At 60.2% G+C, this 23838-nt stretch carries 19 protein-coding genes; 17 read left to right on the forward strand and 2 right to left on the reverse strand.

What is annotated here, in order from left to right:
- The first annotated feature begins 9 nt into the window (after window positions 1-9).
- The 5 genes from AB1724_00930 (at window position 10) to AB1724_00950 (ending at window position 7690) form a co-directional block, all read left to right on the forward strand.
- Window positions 10-4170, forward strand: a complete 4161-nt coding sequence (locus AB1724_00930) for a hypothetical protein (protein MEW6076353.1) — start codon at window positions 10-12, stop codon at window positions 4168-4170.
- Window positions 4171-4481: 311 nt separating this feature from the next.
- The gene (locus AB1724_00935) at window positions 4482-4760 is read left to right on the forward strand and encodes a hypothetical protein (GenBank protein MEW6076354.1); all 279 of its coding nucleotides are present in this window, start codon (window positions 4482-4484) and stop codon (window positions 4758-4760) included.
- The gene (locus AB1724_00940; GenBank protein MEW6076355.1) at window positions 4757-6592 is read left to right on the forward strand and encodes a PAS domain S-box protein; all 1836 of its coding nucleotides are present in this window, start codon (window positions 4757-4759) and stop codon (window positions 6590-6592) included. Before AB1724_00935 ends, AB1724_00940 begins: the two co-directional genes overlap by 4 nt.
- Window positions 6558-7010: a response regulator gene (locus AB1724_00945; GenBank protein ID MEW6076356.1), complete on the forward strand. Its 453-nt coding sequence runs from the start codon at window positions 6558-6560 to the stop codon at window positions 7008-7010. The genes AB1724_00940 and AB1724_00945 overlap by 35 nt, the downstream gene beginning before the upstream one ends.
- Entirely contained in the window at window positions 7007-7690 is a 684-nt protein-coding gene (locus AB1724_00950) for a response regulator (GenBank protein MEW6076357.1), read from the forward strand. Before AB1724_00945 ends, AB1724_00950 begins: the two co-directional genes overlap by 4 nt.
- A 22-nt stretch (window positions 7691-7712) precedes the next feature.
- Here the strand turns inward: AB1724_00950 and AB1724_00955 are convergent, their stop codons facing one another.
- Window positions 7713-8624, reverse strand: coding sequence for a sensor domain-containing diguanylate cyclase (locus AB1724_00955; GenBank protein MEW6076358.1), 912 nt, complete (start codon window positions 8622-8624; stop codon window positions 7713-7715).
- 180 nt (window positions 8625-8804) lie between these two features.
- Between AB1724_00955 and AB1724_00960 the strand changes: the two genes are divergently transcribed.
- From AB1724_00960 to AB1724_01015, 12 genes are all read left to right on the forward strand, one after another.
- Window positions 8805-9422, forward strand: a complete 618-nt coding sequence (locus AB1724_00960) for a TetR/AcrR family transcriptional regulator (GenBank protein MEW6076359.1) — start codon at window positions 8805-8807, stop codon at window positions 9420-9422.
- Between the two features lie 74 nt (window positions 9423-9496).
- Window positions 9497-10813, forward strand: a complete 1317-nt coding sequence (locus AB1724_00965) for a TolC family protein (protein MEW6076360.1) — start codon at window positions 9497-9499, stop codon at window positions 10811-10813.
- On the forward strand, window positions 10810-11946 hold the full coding sequence (locus AB1724_00970) for an efflux RND transporter periplasmic adaptor subunit (protein MEW6076361.1): 1137 nt from the start codon (window positions 10810-10812) through the stop codon (window positions 11944-11946). The genes AB1724_00965 and AB1724_00970 overlap by 4 nt, the downstream gene beginning before the upstream one ends.
- A complete protein-coding gene (locus AB1724_00975; protein MEW6076362.1) occupies window positions 11943-15221 on the forward strand; it encodes an efflux RND transporter permease subunit in 3279 nt (1092 codons plus the stop codon). The genes AB1724_00970 and AB1724_00975 overlap by 4 nt, the downstream gene beginning before the upstream one ends.
- Window positions 15222-15311: 90 nt before the next feature.
- The gene (gene mpl, locus AB1724_00980; GenBank protein MEW6076363.1) at window positions 15312-16736 is read left to right on the forward strand and encodes a UDP-N-acetylmuramate:L-alanyl-gamma-D-glutamyl-meso-diaminopimelate ligase; all 1425 of its coding nucleotides are present in this window, start codon (window positions 15312-15314) and stop codon (window positions 16734-16736) included.
- 302 nt (window positions 16737-17038) lie between these two features.
- Window positions 17039-18280 (forward strand): glycosyltransferase family 4 protein, encoded by a 1242-nt coding sequence (locus AB1724_00985; GenBank protein ID MEW6076364.1) that lies wholly within the window; start codon window positions 17039-17041, stop codon window positions 18278-18280.
- Entirely contained in the window at window positions 18267-18995 is a 729-nt protein-coding gene (locus AB1724_00990) for a class I SAM-dependent methyltransferase (GenBank protein MEW6076365.1), read from the forward strand. The genes AB1724_00985 and AB1724_00990 overlap by 14 nt, the downstream gene beginning before the upstream one ends.
- Before the next feature lie 30 nt (window positions 18996-19025).
- On the forward strand, window positions 19026-20471 hold the full coding sequence (locus tag AB1724_00995) for a 4-hydroxyphenylacetate 3-hydroxylase family protein (GenBank protein MEW6076366.1): 1446 nt from the start codon (window positions 19026-19028) through the stop codon (window positions 20469-20471).
- An 11-nt stretch (window positions 20472-20482) separates the two neighbouring features.
- Complete coding sequence (locus AB1724_01000) at window positions 20483-21214, forward strand: acyl-ACP thioesterase domain-containing protein (GenBank protein ID MEW6076367.1); 732 nt, start codon at window positions 20483-20485, stop codon at window positions 21212-21214.
- A 229-nt stretch (window positions 21215-21443) separates the two neighbouring features.
- Window positions 21444-21713: a BrnT family toxin gene (locus AB1724_01005; GenBank protein MEW6076368.1), complete on the forward strand. Its 270-nt coding sequence runs from the start codon at window positions 21444-21446 to the stop codon at window positions 21711-21713.
- Window positions 21713-22009: an antitoxin gene (locus tag AB1724_01010; protein MEW6076369.1), complete on the forward strand. Its 297-nt coding sequence runs from the start codon at window positions 21713-21715 to the stop codon at window positions 22007-22009. Before AB1724_01005 ends, AB1724_01010 begins: the two co-directional genes overlap by 1 nt.
- 22 nt (window positions 22010-22031) lie before the next feature.
- The gene (locus AB1724_01015) at window positions 22032-22826 is read left to right on the forward strand and encodes a hypothetical protein (GenBank protein MEW6076370.1); all 795 of its coding nucleotides are present in this window, start codon (window positions 22032-22034) and stop codon (window positions 22824-22826) included.
- On the opposite strand, the gene AB1724_01020 is transcribed toward AB1724_01015, so the two are convergent.
- Window positions 22823-23833 (reverse strand): hypothetical protein, encoded by a 1011-nt coding sequence (locus tag AB1724_01020; protein ID MEW6076371.1) that lies wholly within the window; start codon window positions 23831-23833, stop codon window positions 22823-22825. The genes AB1724_01015 and AB1724_01020 overlap by 4 nt on opposite strands.
- Window positions 23834-23838: the final 5 nt, after the last annotated feature.

A 23838-nucleotide genomic window follows, 5' to 3' on the forward strand; every position in this document is an offset into this window, starting at 1 on the left:
GAAGGCCCCATGCGAACCCTATCCGTTACTTTTATGTGCTTGCTGCTGGCGGCGTCGGTTACGGCCGCCCCCCTTTCCCGCCAGGACGTTCCGGACGCTTTGCGGCCATGGGTCGAGTGGGCCCTGTACGGTGAACAACAGGACGTTTGCCCGATCGTTTTCAATGACGGCGAACAAGCCATTTGTGCCTGGCCGTCGTTTCTGACCCTGGATGTTCAGAAGTCGACCGCGGCCTTCTCCCAGCAGTGGCGCGTGTATGCCGAAGACCTCTGGCTGACCCTGCCGGGCGGGGAAGGCCTGTGGCCCCAGGAGGTGACGGTCAACGGCACGGCCCATCCGGTCGGCGACAGGGACGGCCGCCCCTCAGTGCGGATTTCCGCTCCCGGTGAGTATACGATCAGCGGGGCCTTTTATTTTAACCGCCTTCCGGAGTGGTTCCGCGTGCCGGAGCAGACGGGCCTGATCCGGCTGGTTGTTGACGGCCGGCCGGTGGCTTTTCCCCGTCTGGACAGGGAGGGCCGTCTCTGGCTGAGGCAGGAGGGAGACCGGGAGGCGGCGGCCGAAACCCAGGAAAACCGGCTGCAGGTGCGGGTGCATCGACTGATTCAGGACGATATCCCCCTGCGGCTGATTACCCGCCTGGAACTGTCCGTGTCGGGTCGGCACCGGGAAGCCCGTCTGGGGCAGGCGGATACCGGACAATTTACTCCCATGCGGATCGACAGCGACCTGCCCGTCAAGATCGACACCGACGGCACCCTGGTGGCGCAGGTCCGGCCCGGCAAGTGGACCATTGAAATCGTAACCCGACATCAGGGACCGGTGTCCGAACTGATCCTGGACGCGGTCGGCGGTTTTGGCGCTGATGAGGAGATCTGGGCCTTTGACGCCCGTCGGCACCTGCGCCAGGTGGCGGTGGAGGGACCGGCCCAGGTTGACCCCCTTCAGACCACCGTGCCGGAGGAGTGGCGGCAGTATCCGGTTTACGTCATGACCCCCAGGGATAAGATGTCCTTTGTGGAAAAGAAACGGGGGGATCCCCAGCCGGCCCCGGATCAGCTCAATCTGGAGCGGACCCTGTGGCTGAATTTTGACGGCGGCGGCGTTTCCATCCGGGATCATATCTCCGGCACCATGACCACCGGCTGGCGGCTGGAGATGGGGCCGCCCCAGGAACTGGGCCGCGTCACCGTCAACGGTCAGGAGCAGTTTATCACCCGGCTGGCCGGCGCGGACAAGGCCGGCGTCGAGATGCGCTACGGGTCCGTTGATCTGACCGCGGAGAGCCGGGCCGAAACCGCCGGCCGTCTGCCGGTGACCGGCTGGGACCGGGATTTCCAGTCGGTCAAGGGCACGTTGAATCTGCCGCCCGGCTGGTCCCTGCTGCATGCCGCCGGCATCGACAATATCCGGCAGACCTGGCTGAAACAGTGGGAACTGCTGGATTTGTTCCTGGTGCTGATTATCGCCGTGGCGGCGGCCAGGCTCCGCGGCTGGAAATGGGGGGCGGTGTGCCTGATTACCGTTGTCCTGATCAACCACGAGGCCGGCGCTCCCCGTTGGGTCTGGCTGCATCTGCTGGCGGCCGTGGCCCTGCTGCGGGTGCTGCCGAAGGGCCGAATCCGTTTCCTGGTTGATTATTACCGGCTGGGCGCCCTGATCAGCCTGGTGGTGATCAGCCTGCCGTTCATGGTGACTCAGATCAGGACCGGCTTTTATCCTCAACTGGAGCAACCCTGGCAGGTGATGGGTCCCTTCGGCGAACAGGAAGAGACGGCCGACGTCCGGCTCGACAAGGTCCACGCGATGGCCAGGATCGAGGCCGGGATGGTGGCGGAGCAGATGGCCGCCCCGGCTCCCGAAGCGTCCGTTGCCGCGTCATACCCGGGCCGGAGCCGGCAAGCCCAGGTCGCCATGGTGGATACCGGCGCCAAAATCCAGACCGGACCGGGCATCCCCAACTGGAACTGGCGCCAGGTATCCTTTTCCTGGAACGGTCCGGTGGGCCGGGGGGAACAGATGACGTTTATCTTCCTCTCGCCGGGCGCCAATCTTTTACTGGCCCTGGCGCGGGCGACCCTGCTGGCGGTCATGATGTTCGGGCTGGCCGGGGTGGGGTATGCCAGCGGCCGCGGGTTTGATTTTTCCGCTATCCGGCCGGGACCGGCCATGGCCCTGGTCCTGATGGTTTGCGTCCTGGCGGCCGTTCCCGAGGCACGGTCCGCCGACACCTTTCCGCCGGACTCCCTGCTGCAGGAATTGAAGGCCAGACTGACCGATCGGGATCCGCCCGACTGTCTGCCCGGTTGTGCCGCCAGCCCCCGCATGAAAGTGGTCATGGACAATACGTCACTCCGGATCCGGATGGAAATACACGGCCTGAGTGACGGCGTGGCCGTACCCCTGCCGGGATCCGACCAGCACTGGCTGCCGGAAACGGTTCTGGTGGATGACCGCCCCGTGACCGACCTGTATCGCTCTCCCGCCAGCGGAACCCTGTGGCTGAATGTCGCCTCCGGAAAACACCAGGTGGATCTGCGGGGGCCTCTGCCCCGGCGGCAGACCGTGCAGCTGCCCCTGCCGTTGAAGCCGCGTTATGTCGAGGTCCAGGCCGAAGGATGGACCGTCGAAGGACTTCATGACAACGGCGCGGCCGACGATCAGTTGCAGTTTTCCCGGACCGGACGGGACAGCATAGCTGCCGGCGAATCGGCCGGAGAGTCGTTTGATCCGGTGCTGTTGCCGCCGTTTCTGGAAGTGACCCGGACCCTGTCTCTGGGGCTGACCTGGCGGGTGGATACCCGGGTCCGGCGGCTGACGCCGGCCGGAACGGCCGTGGTGACGGCCATCCCCCTTCTGGCCGGAGAGTCCGTCACCACGGAAATTCCCGTGGAGAACGGCCGGGTGCTGCTGAACCTGGGGCCGAACCAGGCGGAATTCGAATGGTCTTCCACCCTGGAGGTGGCGGACCGGCTGGTGTTGAAAGCGGCGGACACACTGGACTGGACAGAGGCCTGGAACGTCAATGTCGGTCCGATCTGGCATGCCGAGATCCAGGGCATCCCGGTGATTCATCACCAGGACCGGACCGGCAGCTGGCTGCCGGAATGGCGTCCCTGGCCGGGAGAAGAGGTGACCATTAACCTGAACCGTCCGGAAGGCGTGGGCGGGCAGACCCATACCATCGAGAAGACCCGGCTGACGGTCCGGCCGGGCCAGCGGATCACGCAGACCGAACTGGACATGACCATCCGCAGCAGCCGGGGCAGCCGGCAGACCGTGATACTGCCGGACCAGGCCGTTCTGCAGACGGTGGAGATCAACGGCGCTTCCCAGGCCATCCGCCAGAGCGGCCGCAACGTGGTCCTGCCGCTGACGCCCGGGCAACAGGAAATCCGGCTGACCTGGCGGGAGAACCGGGATCTGGGCTGGAAATGGCTGACGCCGGCGGTGGGTCTGGGTATGGCCAGCGTGGATTCGTTTATTACGACTCATATGCCGAGGAATCGCTGGGTGCTGCTGTGCGGCGGTCCCCACGTGGGGCCGGCGGTTCTGTTCTGGAGTGTCGTGGTGGTGATTCTGCTGATGTCGGCCGGGCTCGGCCGGCTGGATGTCACTCCGCTGCGCTTTCGGCACTGGCTGCTGCTGGCCCTGGGGCTGACCCAGGCGTCGCTGCTGATCGCCCTGCCGGTGGCGGCCTGGTTCCTGGCAATGGGGTACCGGAAAAGAGCGCCGGACCGCCTCCCCGGTTTTGTTTTTAACCTTACCCAGATAGCGCTGGCGGGGCTGTCCGTCGCCGCCATGTCCGCCCTGCTGTTCGGTATCAAGCAGGGGTTGCTGGGGTATCCGGACATGCAGATCGCCGGTAACGGATCCGGCAACTACTTGCTCAACTGGTATCAGGATATTTCCGGAGATGTCCTGCCCCGGGCCTGGGTGTTTTCCCTGCCGATCATCGTTTACCGGATCCTGATTCTGCTCTGGGCCCTGTGGCTGGCCCTGGCCGTTGTCACCTGGCTGAAGTGGGCCTGGGAATGCTACAGCGCCGGCGGTCTGTGGCGGCCGGTAGAATGGCGAGGAAGGTTTGCCGGAAAGGGGGAACCGGCGGTGCAAACACCGCCCCCGGCTTCCGACCTTGACCTGGACCTGCCGGAAGATGAGACGGTCTGATAAAAAACAATTTGTATTTTTTCGTACGACATGCTAATCTAATTGCAAATTAGAAGGGCGGGCGTTCTCATATGCCCGCATCCGCGTTGATTGTCGTTATCCGCGACCGGGGAAGGGAGACGGATAACGGGCTCATATGCAAGCATTCGCAGGCCGGAAGACAAGTTCCTCTCTCCGCAAGCCGCTCTCCATCGCGGGCATTCTCTGTTGACCGACGGATGCTGAACGGGGCCGATGGCTTCCCCTGCCGCGGGGCGTTTACCCGTATTCATTGTAACAAGGATGTTGTTTGAAGAATCCGGAAAGTTCCCATGATTCATGAAAATGAAATCATTATGCTGGCGCTGGGTATCGCGGTCTTTTTTTTCGCCATGGTCAATAAAACTCACCTTGAGCGCACTCCCGGCTGGAAACTGCTGCTGTTTTCCTACAGTATTTTCCTGGCGGGCTGTGTGATGACCGTTTTCGAAGACTTCTTCTGGCCCGACGTTTTAAATGCGCTGGAACATCTCTGTTACGCCGTCAGCACGGCGGCGCTGGCCGTATGGTGCTGTAAATTCTCCCCCGGGGAAAAGGGAGAGAGACAATGACGTTTGTCTCCGCCACCGATTGCGTCATGCTGCTGGCAGCGGCTGCCGCCCTCATATCCCTGGCGGCCGGGTGGAAGCGGATCAAGGGTCCGGACGTCAGGATGCTGCTCGCCGTCCTTCTGCTGATAACCCTGTTCTACGCTTGCTGCCTCTGGGTGGAGTGGAAAGGGATAACGGCGACCCTTGACAGATATGAGGATTACGCGGGTGCTCTCCTGCCCATGGCCTGGGCGTTTGTTTTTTATGCCTTCATTCAGCGGGAGATGGTGCGGGATCTGCGGAAAAGCGAAGAAAACCTGCGGGTCACCCTCTACTCCATCGGAGACGCCGTCATCACCACCGATACCCGCGGACGCATTACCCGCATGAATCCGGTGGCGGAGCAGCTGACCGGCTGGTTTTTTGACGATGCCGGCAACCGGCCCGTGACCGACGTGTTCCGGATCATCAATTCCCGCACCCGGGACCCGGTGACCGACCCTGTCACCAAAGTGCTGATGTCGGGCGCTATCGTGGGACTGGCCAATCATACCGCCCTGATCACGCTGGACGGCCGGGAACGGCAGATCGCTGATTCGGGCGCGCCGATCAAGGACCGGACCGGCCGGATCCTGGGGGTGGTGCTGGTGTTCCGGGACGTGACCGAAAGTTACCGCCTGCAGGAGGCGCTGCTGGAGAATGAACAGCGATATCGTTCTTTTGTGGAACGGTTCCGGGGAATCGCTTACCGGGGCCGCATGGATTTTTCGGTGGAGTTTTTTCATGGCGCCGTGGAGGAGATCACGGGCTACACGGAGGGTGATTTTGTTTCCGGGGGAATGCGCTGGGACGCCCTGATTCATCCGGACGATTTGAAGAATATGTTTACGGTCGAAGAGTCCCGGCTGCATGCCATCCCCGGATTCGCCTATGATCGGGAATACCGCATTTACCGGAAGGACGGGCGGATCCGCTGGGTTTATGACAGCATTCAGAACATCTGCGATGAGGCGGGAACGCCGGTCGGCCTGCAAGGCACGATCATTGATATCACCGACCGCAAACAGGCCGAGGAGGAACTGGCCCGCGCCAGGGACGAGCTGGCCAGGTACGCGGCCGGCCTGGAGCGCAGCAACCGGGAGCTGGAGGATTTCGCCTACATCGCTTCCCACGATCTCAAGGAACCCCTGCGCGGTATTCACAACTATTCTTCCTTTCTGTTGGAAGACTACGCCGACCGGCTGGACGAGGCGGGCAAGGACAAGCTTCTCGTCCTCATGCGGCTGACGCGCCGGCTGGAATCCCTGCTGGATGACCTGCTGCTCTATTCCCGGGTCAGCCAGATCGAACTGGCCACGCAGCGGACCGATACCGGTGAACTGGTCCGGGGGGTGCTGGAGACCATGGTACCCCTTCTGGAGGGGCACCAGGTGGAAGTTACCGTTGCTGATGACATGCCGGCGGTTATGTGTGACCGGGCGCGGGTGGGGGAAGTGTTTCGCAACCTGATATCCAATGCCTTAAAATATAATGACAACCGCGTTAAACAGGTGGAGATCGGCTGGGCCCGGGATGAGCATCCCGGTTTTGTGACGTTTTATGTCCGGGACAACGGCATCGGGATTCCGGACAAGCACCGGGAAAAGGTGTTTACGATATTCAAGCGGCTGCATGGCCGGGATCAGTATGGCGGCGGCACCGGGTCGGGCCTGACCCTGGCCCGCCGTATTGTTGAACGCCATGGCGGCGCCATGGGGGTTACCTCTGAATACGGGCAGGGCAGTAGATTCTGGTTTACGCTGCCGGCGGGAGAAATAAATGACTGCTGTGTCGCCCCATCTGCTGATCGTTGAAGACAGCCCCGAAGATTATGAGGCCACGGTGCGGGTGCTGCGCCGGTCCGGCTTGAGAAACGCCATTTACCGCTGCACCGACGGTGAGGACGCCCTGGATTTTCTTTACCGTCGGGGCCGGTACACGGATGCCGCTTCGTCGCCCCGGCCGGGCATTATCCTGCTGGATTTGAATCTGCCGGGAACGGACGGACGGGAGGTGCTGGAAGCGGTCAAGGGGGACAAACGCCTGCGCCGGATTCCGGTGGTGGTACTGACCACTTCCGGGGATGACCGGGACGTACGCATGTGCTATGACCGGGGCGCCAACAGTTACATCCAGAAGCCCGTGGACCTGGAGGGATTTGTCCGGGCCGTTACCATGGTGAAGGACTACTGGTTTGAGATAACCGTTTTGCCGAAAGGAGACAGGGAATGAACAGTCCCATTCCGGCCGGATCATCCGTCCGGGTGCTGGTCGTCGATGACGCCAAGGAAGACCGCGACGCCTGCCGGCGTTTCCTGGGAAAATGCATGGTGTATGACTATGTTCTGGAAGAGGCCGAATCCGTCACCGACGGCCTGAAGCGATATCGTCAGCGGCAGCCGGACTGTGTCCTGCTGGACTACCGCCTGCCGGACGGGGACGGGTTTGATTTTCTGGAGAAGATCGCCGGCGGTTCCGGTGAGGTTCCCCTCCCGGTGGTTATGATGACCGGCGCGGGCAACGAGGAGATCGCCGTCCGGGCCATGAAACAGGGGGCCATGGACTACGTGGTCAAAGGGAGAGTTCAGGACGAGGCCTTCTGCCGTACTGTGCAGGTGGCCATGGAAAAGGCCCTGCTGATAAAAACCATCCGGAGACAGCAGCAGGAAAAGGATCAACTCATCCGCCAGCTTCAGGACGCCCTGGACCAGGTCAAGACCCTCAAGGGCATCGTGCCCATCTGCGCCTGCTGCAAAAAAATCCGCGACGACAAGGGGTACTGGCAGCAGGTGGAAACGTATATCCAGAAGCATTCCGACGCCGAGTTCAGCCACGGCGTCTGCCCGGAGTGCCTGCTCAAATATTATCCGCAACACGCCGACAAGATTTTAAAAGACCTGAAAGAGAAATAAACGCGACGCCGGGATTGGAATTTTACGAACCGGCCTCATGAATGGTGACCCGGTTCTTTCCCGATTGCTTGCTCCTGTAAAGGGCAGTGTCGGCTTTGTGAATCAGCAATTCCATCGTGTCCTCCGGCGAGGCTATCACGCCGCCCACGGAGATCGTCACGGGTAACAGGCGACTTTCCGTCTTCACCAGCGAATGTTCCACCAGCATGCGCAACCGTTCGGCGGTCTGACGCAGGGTGTCGGCGGTAATATTGGGAAACACGCCCAGAAATTCCTCTCCTCCCCAGCGGCCGACAATATCAAAGGAACGGATGGCGTGGCGGAAGGTGTCGGCCACGGTTTTCAGGGCCCGGTCGCCGGCCAGGTGGCCGTGCGTGTCGTTGTATGCCTTGAAGTTGTCGATGTCCATGAACAGCAGGCCGAAGGGGATGTCGATCCGCAGCAGCATCGCCAGGGATGACAGGATATGGGATTCGATATACCGCCGGTTGGGCAGTTCGGTGAGGGGGTCGATCAGGGCCAGCTGCCGCAACCGGGCAATTTCCACCCGCAGGGCCTGTCGGGCGGTGTTGTCCGAAAACAGTTCGATGCCGCCGATAATCTCACCTTGCTCGTTGCGCAGCGGGGTTACCCGCACCAGAACCGGCAGGCGGTGTCCCGACTTGTGACGCATGAATACTTCCGCCTGACGGGTTTCCCCGTCGCGGATGGTCGCGTCCAGAGGGCACCCTTCTCCACACAGGCTGGTTCCATCGGCGTCTATATGAATCAGGATGTTGGCCGAACAGCGCAAGCCGATGACTTCCCCGGCCGTAAACCCGGTCAGGTTTTCCGCGGCCCGGTTCCAGTATTGAATGCGCCGGTCCCGGTCGACCACGAACAGGGCTTCATGAAGATTGGCGACAATGGATTCAAAATTGATGTTGGTGAACATGGGCGGTTCCATTATTTTAGATCAATATCATATCCGATCGATTTTACCATCCTAAAAAATCCTGTTTGACACGCGCGCGTTAAATCCCTATAGTTCGAAACTGACCGGCCGGTCGGTCGGGAACCAATCCCCGGTAACGGGGCAACTAATTCCGTCACCGGGAAAGGATGAGTCGTGACCATGAAACGTCCCAGTCGAACAGAGCGCAAAGCGCTGATCATTCAGGCGGCGGTCGGCGTGTTTGCCGAAAAGGGCTATACCCGTACGCTGATGGCCGAGGTGGCGTCGGCCGCCCAAATCGGCAAGGGCACGGTGTACGAATATTTCAAAAGCAAGGATGACCTTTTTTTCGCCGTGTTCAAACATGTGATTCAGGAAAGCGGCGATATCGCTGAAGCGGCTTTGAGAAAAGCGGCCGGGAAAAGTGCCGCCCGTCGGCTGATGGCCCTCAACAGCGCCATTGTTTCATGGATCGCCCGGCACCGGCACTTCTACACTTTGAGCATGGAGTTCTGGGCGGCCGCGGTGTCCGCCTCCCCGGAGAAGAGGACCCGGATGGAAACGGAAGTCCGGGACATTTACGAAAGGTTCCGCCGGATCGTGGCCGGCATTATCCAGGGCGGGATGACCGACGGCGAATTTAAAAAAGAGGTCAACTCCCGGGCCATTGCCGCGGCCATGGTGGGATCCTGGGACGGCCTGGGAGTCCAGGCCTGGTTTGATCCGGGTTTTAAGATTGAAAAAACATCACAGGCCTACATGAAGCTGCTCGTCAGCGGCATGCTGGCGAACAGGTGAGAGCCGTGTAACCGCGTCGGATTGATCCGAATCGTAAATGGTATGAGCGGGAATCAAGCGTAATAAAAAAATTTATGAATATACGATTTATCATGGTTGTTTTTCTGTGGCTGCTGGCGGCGGGATTGGCCGCCGGCGCGGAAGAAAATCCGCCGGCGCCCGCGGGTTATGCCCTGCCCGACCTTTACAAACTGGCGTTGGAGCGGGCTGAAACCATCAAAATAGCCGAGGCCGATCTGGGTATCGCGCAGAACTACAAGGACGCCGCCTTTTCCGCCCTGATGCCCAGAATAACAGCTTTTGACCGATACGTTCGCAATACCGAGGCCAATTTCAATCAACCCGAACAATCCAACGCCTGGGGGGGGCTGCTGACTTACACGTTTACGCTTAACGGCCGGGAGCTTCTGGCCTTCGGCATTGCCGCGGACAATGTCGAGGGAAAAGAGTATCAACTACGCGAAGCAAAGGAAAACTATCTGCTGACGGTGGCCGCCACCTATTTTGACGCGCTCAAAGCCTCGGAAATGGAAACAGCGGCCGAAGAAAACCTGGAACGGCTGGAAAAGCACCGGGCCGCGGTGGAGGCCCGGCTGCGACTGGGCGAGGTGACCCGGCCCGACGTCTACCGCACCGACGCCGAACTTTCCAGCGCCCGGGCCGACCTGACCGAAGCGCAAAACGCCCGCTACCTGACCGAATCCTCATTGAGCCGTCTGGTGGGTCTTGACGCCTCTTTTATCATTGCACCACCCCCGGTTACCGGCATTACGCCTCTTTCTAAAGAAAACCTGGCCGATCTCCAGGGCCGGGCGCTTCTGCTTCGACCGGACCTGCGGACCCGAAAAGTGGCCGAGAAGATAGCGCAATCCCAGATCAGGCTGGAAAAAAGCGCCTACTGGCCCACTGTCACCCTGGAAGGGGGGTACGCTTACACCGACGTGGAGCCGAAAGAATTCCGACCGGAGGAGGAGAGCATTCATGGCGGCGTATCGGTCAGTGTGCCGATCTTTGACGGCGGCCTGCGCAAGGCCAGTACGGGAACGGCCGAGGCCGAGCTGGAAAAGGCCCGGCTGGCCCGGGAGGCGCTGGAGAAGGATATCCGGGTGGAAGTGGAGCAGGCCTGGCGCGACCTCTCCTCCCGGCTTCGGCGGCGCGAGGCCCTTTTCGACAAACTGACTTTTGCCCGGGAAAACTTTGCCGCGGTTTCCAGGCAGTTTGAGAACGGACTGGCCACCAGCATTGATAAGATCGACGCCAACACCCTTTTTACCCAGGCGGCCAAGGAACTGGCCGTGGCCGAATTTGAATGCGCCATTGCTTCCCTTCGCCTGGAAAAGGCCACCGGTACGTTTTTTGAAACCGTTATGGGGGTTTTAACCGACATATGAGCATATCTCACACCGCACCGCCGGAGAGGCCATTCGGCCAAAAACTGCTGCGGGCCTTCCTGGCCTATGGCGTTCCCGCGCTGGTGATTCTTCTGCTGATCCTTGTTTTTATCATCCGGAAAGCGAACGTGGAGGCCCGGCGGCGGGCCGAACTGGGTCAGGAACAGGCCACGGTCAACGTGGTCACCTACACGACGGCCCCCCGGACCATCTCCGACCGCATCAACCTGCCCGGCACCATCGGCGCCTGGGTGCGGCTCAACGTGGTTTCCCAGGTGGCCGGCGAGGTGTTTGAAAAAAACGCCCGCGAAGGGGCCGTGATAAAAAAGAACGAACAACTGGCGGTCATCGATTCCCGCAAATACCAGAACACCCGCGACGGGGCCTACGCCTCTTTAGAGTCGGCCCTGGCCACCCAGCAGCGGCTGACCGAGCTTTACAATGAACAGCTGGCCAGAAAGTCGGACCTGGACGCGGCCGACGCGGCCGTGGAAAATTATCGGGCCGCCCTGGAGACCGCGGCCCTGGACCTGGACCGGTGCGTCATCCGGGCCCCGATTTCCGGCATCATCAACCGGGTTTTTATCGAAGTGGGCCAGGTGATAAACCCCAACCAGGAGGTGGCCGAAATCCTGCAGATCGACCCGGTCAAGGTGACCGTGGGCATTCCCGAAACGGATATGCCGGCGGTGCGCGGCCTGAGCGAATTCTCCGTGACCATCGCCGCCCTGAGCGGCAAAACAGTGACCGGCCGAAAGCATTTTCTGTCCAAAACCGCCGATCCCATGGCCCGGCTTTACGATCTTGAAATTCTGCTGGACAACCCGGATGCCCAGATCCTGCCGGACATGTTCGCCCGGGTGGACGTGGTCAAGCAGACCGTGGACAACGCGGTGGTGCTGCCGCTTTACGTCGTCACCTCCAATGCCGTGAACACCGTCATGGTGGAAAAGGACGGGGTGGCCCATCTCCGGGAGGTCGGCCTGGGCATCGTGGAAGGATTCAACGTTCAGATCACATCCGGCCTTGACTTCGGCGAGCAGGTCATTGTCGTGGGCCAGAAACAGGTGGCCGACGGCCAGAAGGTCACCGTCACCCGGACCGTCGCCGACCCGGCCATGGTAATGCAATGATTATTTCCGATACCGCCATAAAAAACCGCGTCAGCGTGATGGTGCTGGCGTTTATCATTTTGGTCACCGGCACCTGGTGCTACCTGGCCCTTCCCCGGGAGAGCGCTCCGGACATTGAAATTCCCCACGTGTTTGTCTCCACCACTTACCGGGGCGTGGCCTCCCAGGATATCGAGACGTCCATCACCATCCCCATCGAGAAAAAGCTGAAAAATCTGGATGACGTCAAGAAGATCGTGTCGGTCAGCTCCGAAGGCATCTCCTACATCGATATCGAGTTTATTCCCGGCACCAATATCGACGACGTGCTGCAGAAGGTGAAAAACAAGGTGGACGATGCGGCACCCGACCTGCCCACGGACCTGGAGAACGACCCGTCGGTGTACGAGGTGAATTTTTCTGACGTGCCCATCGTGGTCTACTCGTTTGCCGGCCCTTACAACATGCGAACCCTGAAAAAGATCGCCGACGATCTGGAGGACGAGATCGAGGCCATCTCCGGCGTCCTGGAAGCGGAGGTCACCGGCACCCGGGAGCGGGAAATCCGTATCGAGGTGGATCCGGACAAGCTGGCCTATTACCGCATTCCCATCACCGCGTTCCAGACCGTGGTGCCCGGTGAGAACCAGAACACGACCGGCGGAACGGTAACGCTGGGTGACGGGCGATTCCAGGTGCGCGTACCCGGCGAGTTTGAAACACCGGAGGAGGTATACGGACTGGTGGTGGCCACCCACCAGGGACGGCCCATCTATTTAAAGGACGTGGCCGTGGTGGTGGACGACTTCAAGGACGAGACCAGCCGGTCCCGGCTGGACGGCCACAACGCCGTCAATATTTCCGTCAAGAAACGGGCCGGTGAGAACATCATTGCCATCGCTGAGGCCGTTGACGCCCTGATCGTCCAGCGCCGGACCCAGTGGCCGCCGGGCATCACCGTGACTAAGCTTATGGATCAGGCCAAGGATATACACAACATGGTCAAGGACCTGGAAAACAATATTCTGTCCGGCCTGCTGCTGGTGGTCGGGGTGCTGCTGTTCTCCCTGGGGCTTCGCAATGCCGTGCTGGTGGGCCTGGCCATCCCCTTTTCCATGCTGCTCTCCTTTATCGTGCTCTATGCCCTGGGCGTGACGCTGAACATGGTGGTACTGTTTTCCCTGACCCTGGCCCTGGGCATGCTGGTGGACAACGCCATCGTGATCGTGGAGAACATCTACCGTTACATGGAGCAGGGCGTGCCCCGGCTCCAGGCGGCCATGGCCGCCACCTCGGAAGTGTCCTACCCGGTCATCGGTTCCACCCTGACCACGGTGGCCGCCTTTTTCCCCATGATTTTCTGGCCCGGCATTATGGGCGAGTTCATGAAATACCTGCCCATCACCCTGGTGGTCACTCTTTCCTCCAGCCTTTTTGTCGCCATGGTCATCAATCCGGCCCTGGCTACCTATTACATGAAATTGAAGGCCGGCGGCGCCGTGCCCGGACGGAGCATGACGGCGGAGGAGATGCTCAGGGGCGGTGAAAAACCCGTCGAGATCAAAGGCCGCGTCCTGATGTTTTACAGCCGCATGATGCGCGAGGTGCTGGATAACCCCGGCAAGGTGCTGTTCGGCGCCTTCGGCATGATGGTCGGCTGCATCCTGCTGTGGCTGATCGTGGTGGGCGTGGACCGGCCGGTGGAATTTTTCCCATCCATTCAGCCCAATAACATCTACATCAACGTGGACCCGCCGGAGGGGGCCGACATCGATTATATCGACAAGGTCGTCCGCCGGGTGGAGATCGCCGTGTCCGGGGTACGGGCCGACCACCCGGAAGCCCTCGACCATATTCCGCTGGACCTGTATGAGGCCGCTTACCGGTCCAAGTCCCATGAAACCCGGAAGGGCACGGTGTTCGAAGGCCCCAGCGACCTGGCCAACATCGAGCATGTGTACGCCACCAGCGCGCTCAAGGCCAGCACCAGCATTTTTTCCCAGACCAGCGCCAGCCACCTGGGCGTTCAGTTTATCGACCTGGAGGATCGCCACCACCCCACCTTTGATGAGATTCAGGAGATCCGGGGGCGCATCCGCGACATTCCCGGCGCCCGCATCTCCATCAAGGAGGAAGACCAGGGACCGCCCACCGGCGCACCGATCAACATCGAGATTTCCGGCACCGACTACCGGGTTCTGGGCGTACTGGCCCAGAAAATCCGGGAGGCCATCTCCCAGCTTCCCCACATCGAGGACGTGCGGGATGATTACGTGGAATCGATCCCCTCCATCGAGATCACTATTGACCGGCAGAAGGCGTCGGAGTTCGGCCTGTCCACCGGCATCATCGGCTATGCCCTGAAGACCGCGTATAACGGCGTCGACGTATCCACCTTTCGGGAGGCGGGCGATGACTATGACATCAGCGTCCGCCTGCCGGAAAAGGACCGTCGGAACACCGACGTGCTGCGGAAGCTGCTGATCCCGGCGCCCAACGGCGAACTGGTGCCTTTAACCACCCTGGCCGACATCCGCCACACCGGCACCATCGGCGACATCACCCGCATCGACCACAAACGGGTGATCACGGTCAAGGCCAACGTGGATGAAACCCAGGTGCCGGGAAGCGTGCTGCGCATACAGGCGGAAAAGCTGTTGTCCGGGTTTGCCCTGCCGCCGGGATACCAGCTTACCTTCACGGGAGAAAGCGAAGAACAGGAAGAGGCCGGAAAATTTTTATCCAAGGCTTTCGTCGTGGCCGTGCTCCTGATTTTCCTGATCCTGGTGACCCAGTTCAACTCGGTGATGCAGCCCTTTATCATCATGACCTCGGTCCTGCTCTCCCTGGGCGGGGCCTTTCTGGGACTGGTTCTGATCAACGCGCCTTTCTCCATCATCATGACCGGCGTGGGCATCATCTCCCTGGCCGGCGTGGTGGTGAACAACGCCATCGTGCTGATCGACTACACCAATAAGCTGCGGGCCGGGGGCATGCCCCTGCGCGAAGCGGTCATTGCCGGGGGCGCCACGCGGTTGCGGCCGGTGATGCTCACGGCCGTGACCACCGTGCTGGGGCTGATCCCCATGGTGACCGGCGTCTCCATCAACTTCACGGATTTTAATATCTCCCTGGTCAGCGAATCCTCCCAGTACTGGCGCTCCATGGCCAGCGTGGTGATCTGGGGCTTGACCATGGCCACTTTTCTGACCCTGGTGGTGGTGCCCACCCTCTATACCCTGTTTGACGATCTGCCCGGTAAGCTGAAACGCCTTACCCGCCCGGCGGAGGGGTAAATTTTCTTTCTTTGCGACAGGCGAGGGCCGCGCGGAGGTGTTTTGATAAAACAGATTGCGTCCGAAGCGAAAATCTGGTTTTAAGTGGGCATGCTCGCGCCCGAACAAAACAGAATTCCGGATAATGTGCGCCGCGTTCACCTGATCGCGGCCTGCGGCACGGCCATGGCGGCCCTGGCCTGCATGCTTCAGGAACTGGGCTACGCGGTCACCGGCTCGGACCGGAACGTCTATCCGCCCATGAGCGTTCTGCTGGCCGACCGGGGCATCGCCGTGGCCTCCGGGTTTTCCGGAGACAACCTGGCCTATGGCCCCGACCTGGTGGTGGTGGGAAACGCCGTTTCCCGCGACAACCCGGAAGTCATTAAGACAGGGGAGATGAACCTTCCCTACTGTTCCATGCCCCAGGCCATCAACCATTTTGCCGCCGCCGGCCGGAAAATCCTGATGGTCTGCGGCACCCACGGCAAGACCACCACCTCCTCCCTTCTGGCCGGAATTCTCCATTCGGCCGGTTTTGACCCTTCCTTTGTCATCGGCGGCGTGGTCAAAGATTTCGGCGGCAATTACCGGTTGGGCAAGGGCCCTCACATGGTCATCGAGGGCGACGAGTATGATACGGCCTTCTTTGATAAGGGATCGAAATTCCTTCATTATCCAGCGGTTGCCACCATTTTGACCAGCGTGGAGTTCGACCACGCCGATATCTTCGCCGATCTTGACGCGGTCAAGAAGAGTTTTGACCGGCTGCTTTCCGGCCTACCGTCGGAGAGCACGGTGTTTGCCTTTGACGATGACAAAAACATCGACGAACTGGTCGGTAACCGGTCCTGCCGGATCGTCCGCTACGGCCGCAAGGAGGATTCGGACTGGCGGCTGGGCCGGGTGACGGCCCGGACGGGCCGGACGGATTTTGAGATCATCCGTTCCGGCAGGCTGGTGGGGGAATACACCAGCCCCTTGAGCGGCCGCCATAACCTGTACAACGCCCTGGCGGCGTTTGCCTGCGCCGAGATGGTCGGCGTTCCCCATGACGCCATCGGCCGGGCCCTGGCCGGGTTCGGCGGGGTCAAGCGGCGGCAGGAGGTTCGGGGAATAAAAAACGGCATCACCGTCATGGATGATTTCGCCCATCACCCCACGGCGGTGACGGAAACTTTGGCCGGAATCCGCAGCTTTTACCCGGATGCCCGGCTGATCGCGGTGTTTGAGCCGCGCACCAACACCAGCATGCGCAACGTGTTTCAGGCGGAGTACGCCCGGGCTTTTGACGCCGCCGACCTGGTCTGCGTCAGCCGGCCGCCCCTGCCGGAAAAAGTGCCGGAAGGCCAGCGCTTTTCCTCCGACCAGCTGGCGGCCGATCTGGCCGCCCGGGGCAAGGAGGCGCATGTTTTCAAGAACGCCGACGAGATCGTTGACTTTCTCGTGCCCCGGGCCCGTCCCGGCGACCTGATCCTGGTCATGTCCAACGGCGGGTTTGATAATATACACGAAAAACTTTTATCTCGGCTGTAGCCCGCTTTATACGGCTGTTTTGATTAGAAAATGATATATCCTTCAGGCCGAAAACATTGATGAGCCCGAAAAAAGTCGCACTTCTATGTCATTTCGAGCGTAGCGAGAAATCCCTAAAACATAACTTTCGGGAAAAGATAGATTTCTCCCTTCGGTCGAAATGACATCGACAACCATCGCCTTTTTGCGACACGGTCAGCTTTGGTTCCCGGCCCGGTAAAAAAATGTTTCGGGTGGTTGTCTTTTGTATAAAAATCAAATACCGTTAGCCCGGATCTTTTAATAATGGAGCGAATAAAGTAGTGAACAACGACAGACCGCTTCGCATCTGCATATTGAGTTACCGCAGCAATCCCCATTGCGGCGGCCAGGGGGTTTATGTCCGGAACCTGAGCCACGGGCTTTCCCGGCTCGGTCACAGCGTGGAGGTGGTCTCCGGCCCGCCGGACCCCCAGTTAAAAGACGGGGTCAAGCTGACCCAGCTGCCCTGCCTGGACCTGTATAACCCGGAAAATCTCTTCCGAATGCCGTCCCGGCAGGAACTGTCCCAGCCCATCAATTTCATGGAGTGGTTCGGCGTTTCTACCATGGGCTTTCCCGAACCGTTTACCTTTGGCTTGAGAGCCTACGAATTTTTAAAAAAGCATCACCGGCAATACGATATCGTCCACGACAACCAGAGCCTGTCCTACGGCGTCTGGGCCATCGGCCGGAAGATGCCGACGGTGGTCACCATTCATCACCCCATTACCCGGGACCGGGAAATCGCCATGCGCAGCACCCGTTCGCACATGGTGCGCCTGAAACATATGCGCTGGTATTCATTTATCGGCATGCAGAAAAGGGTGGCCCGGACGTTTCCGCGCATCATCACCGTTTCCGAATGCTCCCGTGATGATATCTGCCGGGACTTTGACATTCCCTTCGGCCGGTTTGCCGTGGTTCCCAACGGCATCAACACCGAACTGTTTTATCCCATGACGGAAATTCCCCGGGAGCCCGACCGGGTCATCGTCACCAACAGCGCCGACACCCCGCTGAAAGGTCTTTACCATCTGCTGCGGGCCGTGGCCATGATCGCCGCCGAGCGGAGCATCAGGCTGACGGTGATCGGCACGCCCAAGGAAAACGGCGGCGTCCTCCGGCTGGTGGAAAAGCTCGGCATCGGCCAGCTGATCACCTTCACCGGCCGGATCGATCACGATGCCTTCGTCCGGCACTACGCCGTCTCCACGGTGGCGGTGGTGCCGTCCGTGTACGAGGGGTTCGGCCTGCCGGCCGGTGAAGCCATGGCCTGCGGCATCCCTGTCATCAGCACCTCCGGCGGGGCTCTGCCGGAAGTGGTCGGCGACGCCGGCATCATCGTGCCGCCCGGAGACCCCCGGGCCCTGGCCGAAGCCATCGTCCGGGTGTTCGACAACCCTGGCCTGGCGGCCGAACTGGGCCGTAAAGGATACGCGCGGGTGCATCAGCGGTTCACCTGGGAAAAGGCCGCCCTGGAGACGGTGCGGGTATACCGGGAGGTGATCCGTGGTTACCGCTGATTTCAGCCGGCTGAGGGTCAAGCCGGGATCCAAGATCCTGGATATCGGTTGCGGCGAGGGACGCCACGTCTGCGCCGCCTACCGGTTAAAAAACGTCACCGTGGTGGGCGCGGACCTGAATTTCAATTCCCTGCAAGAGGCCAGAAAAAGGCTTCAGTTTCACGACCAGCTCGGCGAACACGGCGGCGGCGCCTGGGGCCTGCTCCAGACCGACATCACCCGCCTGCCGTTCCCGGACGGGTATTTTGACCTGGTCATCTGTTCGGAGGTGCTGGAGCACATCCCCCAGGACGAGGCTGCCATGCGGGAGATCATCCGGGTGGTCAAGCCGGGGCGGGACCTGGTGGTCAGCGTTCCCCGATATTTCCCCGAGCGCATCTGCTGGGCCCTGTCGGACGAGTACTTCAACGTCAACCAGGGCCATGTCCGCATCTACCGGCAGGGGCAGTTGATCCGGCGCCTGGAGAGCCTGGGGGTGAAACCGTACGCCCGGCACTTTGCCCACAGCCTGCATTCGCCCTACTGGTGGCTCAAATGCCTGGTGGGACCCACCCGGACGGACAGCCTGCCGGTCAACCTCTACCACCGGTTTTTGACCTGGGATATCATGAAGCGGCCGAAAATCACCCGGGCCGCCAGCCGGCTGCTCAATCCGGTCCTGGGCAAGAGCCTGGTGCTCTATTTCAAGAAACCGGCGGCGGTCCTGCCGCGATAACCGTTTTTACCGGCAAGGGGAGGAACGGCCATGATGATGACCCCGGAAGCTTATGAAGAGAGTCTGCGCAAACTCAACCTGAAGGTTTACCTGTTCGGAGAGAAGCTGGACAACGTGGTGGACAACCCCATCATCCGGCCCTCCATGAACGCGGTCGCCAAGACCTATGAACTGGCCGGGAAGCCGGAACACGAGGACCTGATGACCGCCGTTTCCCACCTGACCGGCCGGAGAATCAACCGCTTTACCCATATCCACCAGAGCACCGACGACCTGGTCCGCAAGACGCGCATGGGCCGGCTCCTGGGCGGGGCCACGGCCTGCTGCTTTCAGCGCTGCGTGGGCATGGACGCGTTAAACGCCCTGTCCATCGTTACCTTCGATATTGACGTCAAATACGGCACCGAATACCACCGCCGGTTTGTCAAATACCTGGAATACGTCCAGGAGAATGACCTGACCTGCGACGGCGCCATGACCGATCCCAAGGGCGACCGCTCCCTCCCGCCCCATCAGCAGCCGGACCCGGACATGTACCTGCGGGTGGTGGAGGTGAAGAACGACGGTATCGTGGTCCGGGGGGCCAAGGCCCACCAGACCGGCGCCGTCAACTCCCACGAGGTCGTCGTCATGCCCACCATCGCCATGCGGGAGGCGGACAAGGATTACGCCGTGTCCTTTGCTCTGCCCAGCGATGCCGAGGGCATCACCTATATCATGGGCCGCCAGTCCTGCGATACCCGCAAGCTGGAAAATGGCCTCATCGACCGGGGCAACCCGGTCTTCGGCGGTCACGAGGCCCTGGTGGTCTTCGAGGACGTGTTCGTGCCCCACGAGCGGGTTTTCATGCTCAAGGAATTTGAGTTCGCCGGCCGGCTGGTGGAGCAGTTCGCCGCCTATCACCGCCAGAGCTACGCCTGCAAGGTGGGCGTCGGCGATGTGCTCATCGGCGCGGCCCAGCTGGCCGCTGAATACAACGGGGCAGAAAAAGCTTCACATATCAAAGACAAAATCGTGGAGATGAACCATTTAAACGAGACCCTTTTCTGCGGGTCGTTCTCCTGCGCCGCCGCCGGCCACCGGGAACCCAGCGGGACCTTTGCCGTCAACACCCTGCTGGCCAACGTCTTCAAACAGAACGTGACCCGGTTCCCCTACGAGATCGCCCGCCTGGCCCAGGACATCGCCGGCGGCCTGATGGTCACCCTGCCGTCGGAGGCTGATTTCAATTCCCCGGACGTGGGCGGGCTGGTGAAAAAGTATTTTAAAGGACGGGCGGGCGTGCCCGTGGAAAACCGGCAGCGGGTGCTGCGGCTGATCGAGAACCTGACCCTGGGGACCGCGGCCGTGGGCTACCTGACCGAATCAATGCACGGGGCCGGATCGCCCCAGGCCCAGCGCATCATGATCTCCCGGCTGGTCAACCTGGAAGAAAAGAAGAAGAAGGCCGCCAAGCTCTGCGGCATCTGGTTTTGAGGAGCCAGGGCATGGGTTTTCAACTGACCCGGACCATCGATTATTTCCAGTCGGCCACGGACGGCCGGGTCAAACTGGATTCCTTCATCAAGATCCTGCAGAACGCGGCCCTGGAACATGTCCGGGAGGTTGACCGGGATTCCCGGGTGCTCATCGCCGATGGCTATGCCTGGATCCTCAACAAGGTGGCTATTACGATTTTCCGGCATCCGGTTTACGGTCAGACCCTGACCGTGGATACCTGGCACCGGGGGACAAAAGGCTTCAAGTCCTACCGGGAATACGAAATCCGGTCGGGTGAGGAACTGGTGGCGGCGGCCACCAGTTCCTGGCTTTACCTGGACCTGGCCCGGCGCCGGGTGGTCAAGATTCCGGCGGAAACCGACCGGATTTACGGCACGCGGCCGGACCTGGCCCTGGGCCTGGACATCGAGGAGTGGCGGCCGGACAAGAAACTGGCGCCCGCCTTTGTCATGGATATCACCACCCGCCATTCGGACTATGACATGCTGGGTCATGTCAATAACGCCGCCTATTTCGATTATCTGGACACCCTCATCCGCCGCTCGTCCCCAAACGCGCCGACGGTGAAAAGCATCTTCATCCAGTACAACAAGGAGATCGGCGGCGAGGTCGGCCGGGTCAAAGCCGGCCTGGCTCCCAACGCGGCCGGGGGAAGCTCCTTTGTGATCTATGACGAAACCCAACTGTACGCCTGCGGGGATATGGTGATGGGGGAATAAAAAAGGGTTCAAGGGGTCGAGGGGTCGAGGGGCGGGGTGTAAGGCGAAAGGTGCAGGGTGTAAGGGGTTGAGGCGTTGAGGGGGAAAATTCAGGCCTTTCTGCCGAGAAGAGTGACGCGGTAGAGGCGGTCCGACGCCTGACCAAACAGACGGCGGATTGATGAGAAGGGGCACAATCCCCCACCAAAATTATGTTGACAAAAGGCAGACAAAAGCATAAGTTATTAACATGAAATATCTGAACTGGAATCCTGAAAAAAACGAAATTTTAAAAAGAGAACGTGGCCTGTCCTTTGAAGAAATAGCCTATTTGGTTGAATCCGGCCGGGTAATCGGAATCGAGGAAAATCCCGGGTATCCGGGTCAAAAAATGTATGTGCTTGAAATTGACGAATATGCCATCGTCGTACCTTATCTGGAAGATGATGCCGAAATATTTTTAAAGACTGCTTTTCCAAGCCGTAAATACACAAAAAAGTACGGTTTGAAGGGGGCATAATGAATAAAATCAAAAAAAAAGCATTTGACCCAATCGATCAGGAAGAAAAAGACCTGATGGAATCCATTGATCGTGACGAGTGGCAACCCGTTAAAAAATTTGATCAGGAAAGAAAAAAAGCAATCGAGGCGGCCAGAAACACTCTGAAAAAAGACAAGCGAATCAATCTTCGTCTTTCTCAGAAGGACTACCATCAAATACAGATAAGAGCCATTGAAGAAGGCATCCCCTATCAAACACTCATTTCAAGTATTGTGCATAAATATTTGAGCGGTTCTTTAACGCCTAAATCATAGAGTAAGACTCAAAGGGAAGATTATGACAACACCAATCCTGGACGAGATCCGCGCCACCCTTGAAAAAAACAACATCCCCCTGCTCGGCGTGGCCGACGCCGGGCAGTTAAACCGCACGGCGCCGGAAGGCTTCCGGCCGGAGGACATGCTGCCCGGCGCCCGATCGGTGCTGATCGTGGCCAAGCCTCTGCCCCTGTCGATTTTTCAGACGCCGCGCAACCGCAAGATCTATTCATTTTACACCAGTTCCTTTCACACCTACTACCAGGCCACCAACGAAGCCGTGAACACCATCTGCCTGATGCTCGAGGACGCCGGTCATGCCGCCCTGCCGATTCCGTCTTACAGCCCCTTGAAGTTTCACGACGGCGAACCGCGGGGGCTGATCAGCCTCAAGCACGCGGCCGTGGCCGCCGGCCTGGGCAAGATGGGCAAGAACACGCTGCTGATTCATCCGACGGAAGGCAACATCCTGCGCCTGGGTGGCCTGATGACGACCCTGGAGCTGCCGGCCGACGGCCCCGGCGAGTTCCCGAAGCTGTGCCCGGAAGCCTGCCATAAATGCCGGGATGCCTGCCCGGTGGGAGCGTTGTCTGAAAAAGGCATCAACAAAATGCAGTGCATGGGCAACTGCATCGAGCATCTGCTGCTGCCGCCGAGGTGGGTCCTGTCGCTGATCCGCTGGCCGGTGGGCAAAAGCCGGTTTCTCTCCAGCCTCATGGACCTTTTCGCCCTGAGCTTTTTCGAGAGCTACGGCATTTCCTGCTTTGCCTGTCTCAAGGCCTGCCCCCATTTTCCGGGGAACCGGAAGGCCTAATCAAAAACCACCTGCGCTGTTTTCGGGTCGCAGAAAACATGGCGGCTGATGATATCCGCCCAGGCGGCGTTGGCCCTGTGATTGGGATGGGAAGGGTCTTTTTCCAGAAACATGTCCGGGGCCATGTCCATGTCGGCATCGATGAACGGGATGCCGTTTCGTTCAAAAAAGGTCGTGTAAAAAAATTTTTCCTGCCGGTGGTCTATGCCGAGTACCACCACCACCAGCCGTGCGCCACGGGCGGCGCACAGGTCTCTCATCTCCGTCATCAGGCGCTGCCAGGCCATATCCATGGCTTTAAAATATTCCCGGCCCTGGAGGGTACTCAACACCATGACCTGGGAAAACCTCACCAGCGCCAGCGACCGACTGAAAGGCCAGGGGCGAACGGAGGCCGCGGGATGGCGGATCAAACGATCTTCCTGGTCGATACTTACGTATGGCAGCCGCGCTTCCTGCCCGCGGTTCATGTTCAGCACTGCCCGCCAGGATGGCGGTGCTACGTTGCGGACCAGGTGATGCTCGAGAAATCCGTAAAGAACGATTCGCGGGGAGGATAATTCCGGCAGAATCCGCTCCAGCGTCAGCAGGCACTGGTAAGTGCCGTATCCGGGGGTACCATAGTTTAATACCCGGGTACAGGGGGTTCTTTGCTGGAGAAGCCAGGGCCAGGTCTCCTCGTCCGACAGGCCGTAGCCATAAGTCAGGGAGTCGCCGATCACCACCACCTGGCCGCGGTCGTCCATGTTCCCCTTGTCCGGGGAGGTGATCCGCCGGCCGTCGGCGGTATGCGACACCATGACCGTCTGCCGGTGGGATGACAGGGAAGGCAGTTCGCCGGCCGTCGCCTGGTTGCGCCAGCCGAGGACATCATCATGCCGGCAGGGAGGGTGGGGCGGCGGGGTCGCGTAACCGGGCAGCTTGTGACGGACAACCAGCTCGCCGCCGGCAATTATGATGACAACCGTCAGCATAACGATGCTGATTCGCGTCCAGGCTGATTTCATGATGA

The sequence above is a fragment of the Thermodesulfobacteriota bacterium genome (genome assembly GCA_040753795.1).
Classification (GTDB): domain Bacteria; phylum Desulfobacterota; class Desulfobacteria; order Desulfobacterales; family Desulfosudaceae; genus JBFMDX01.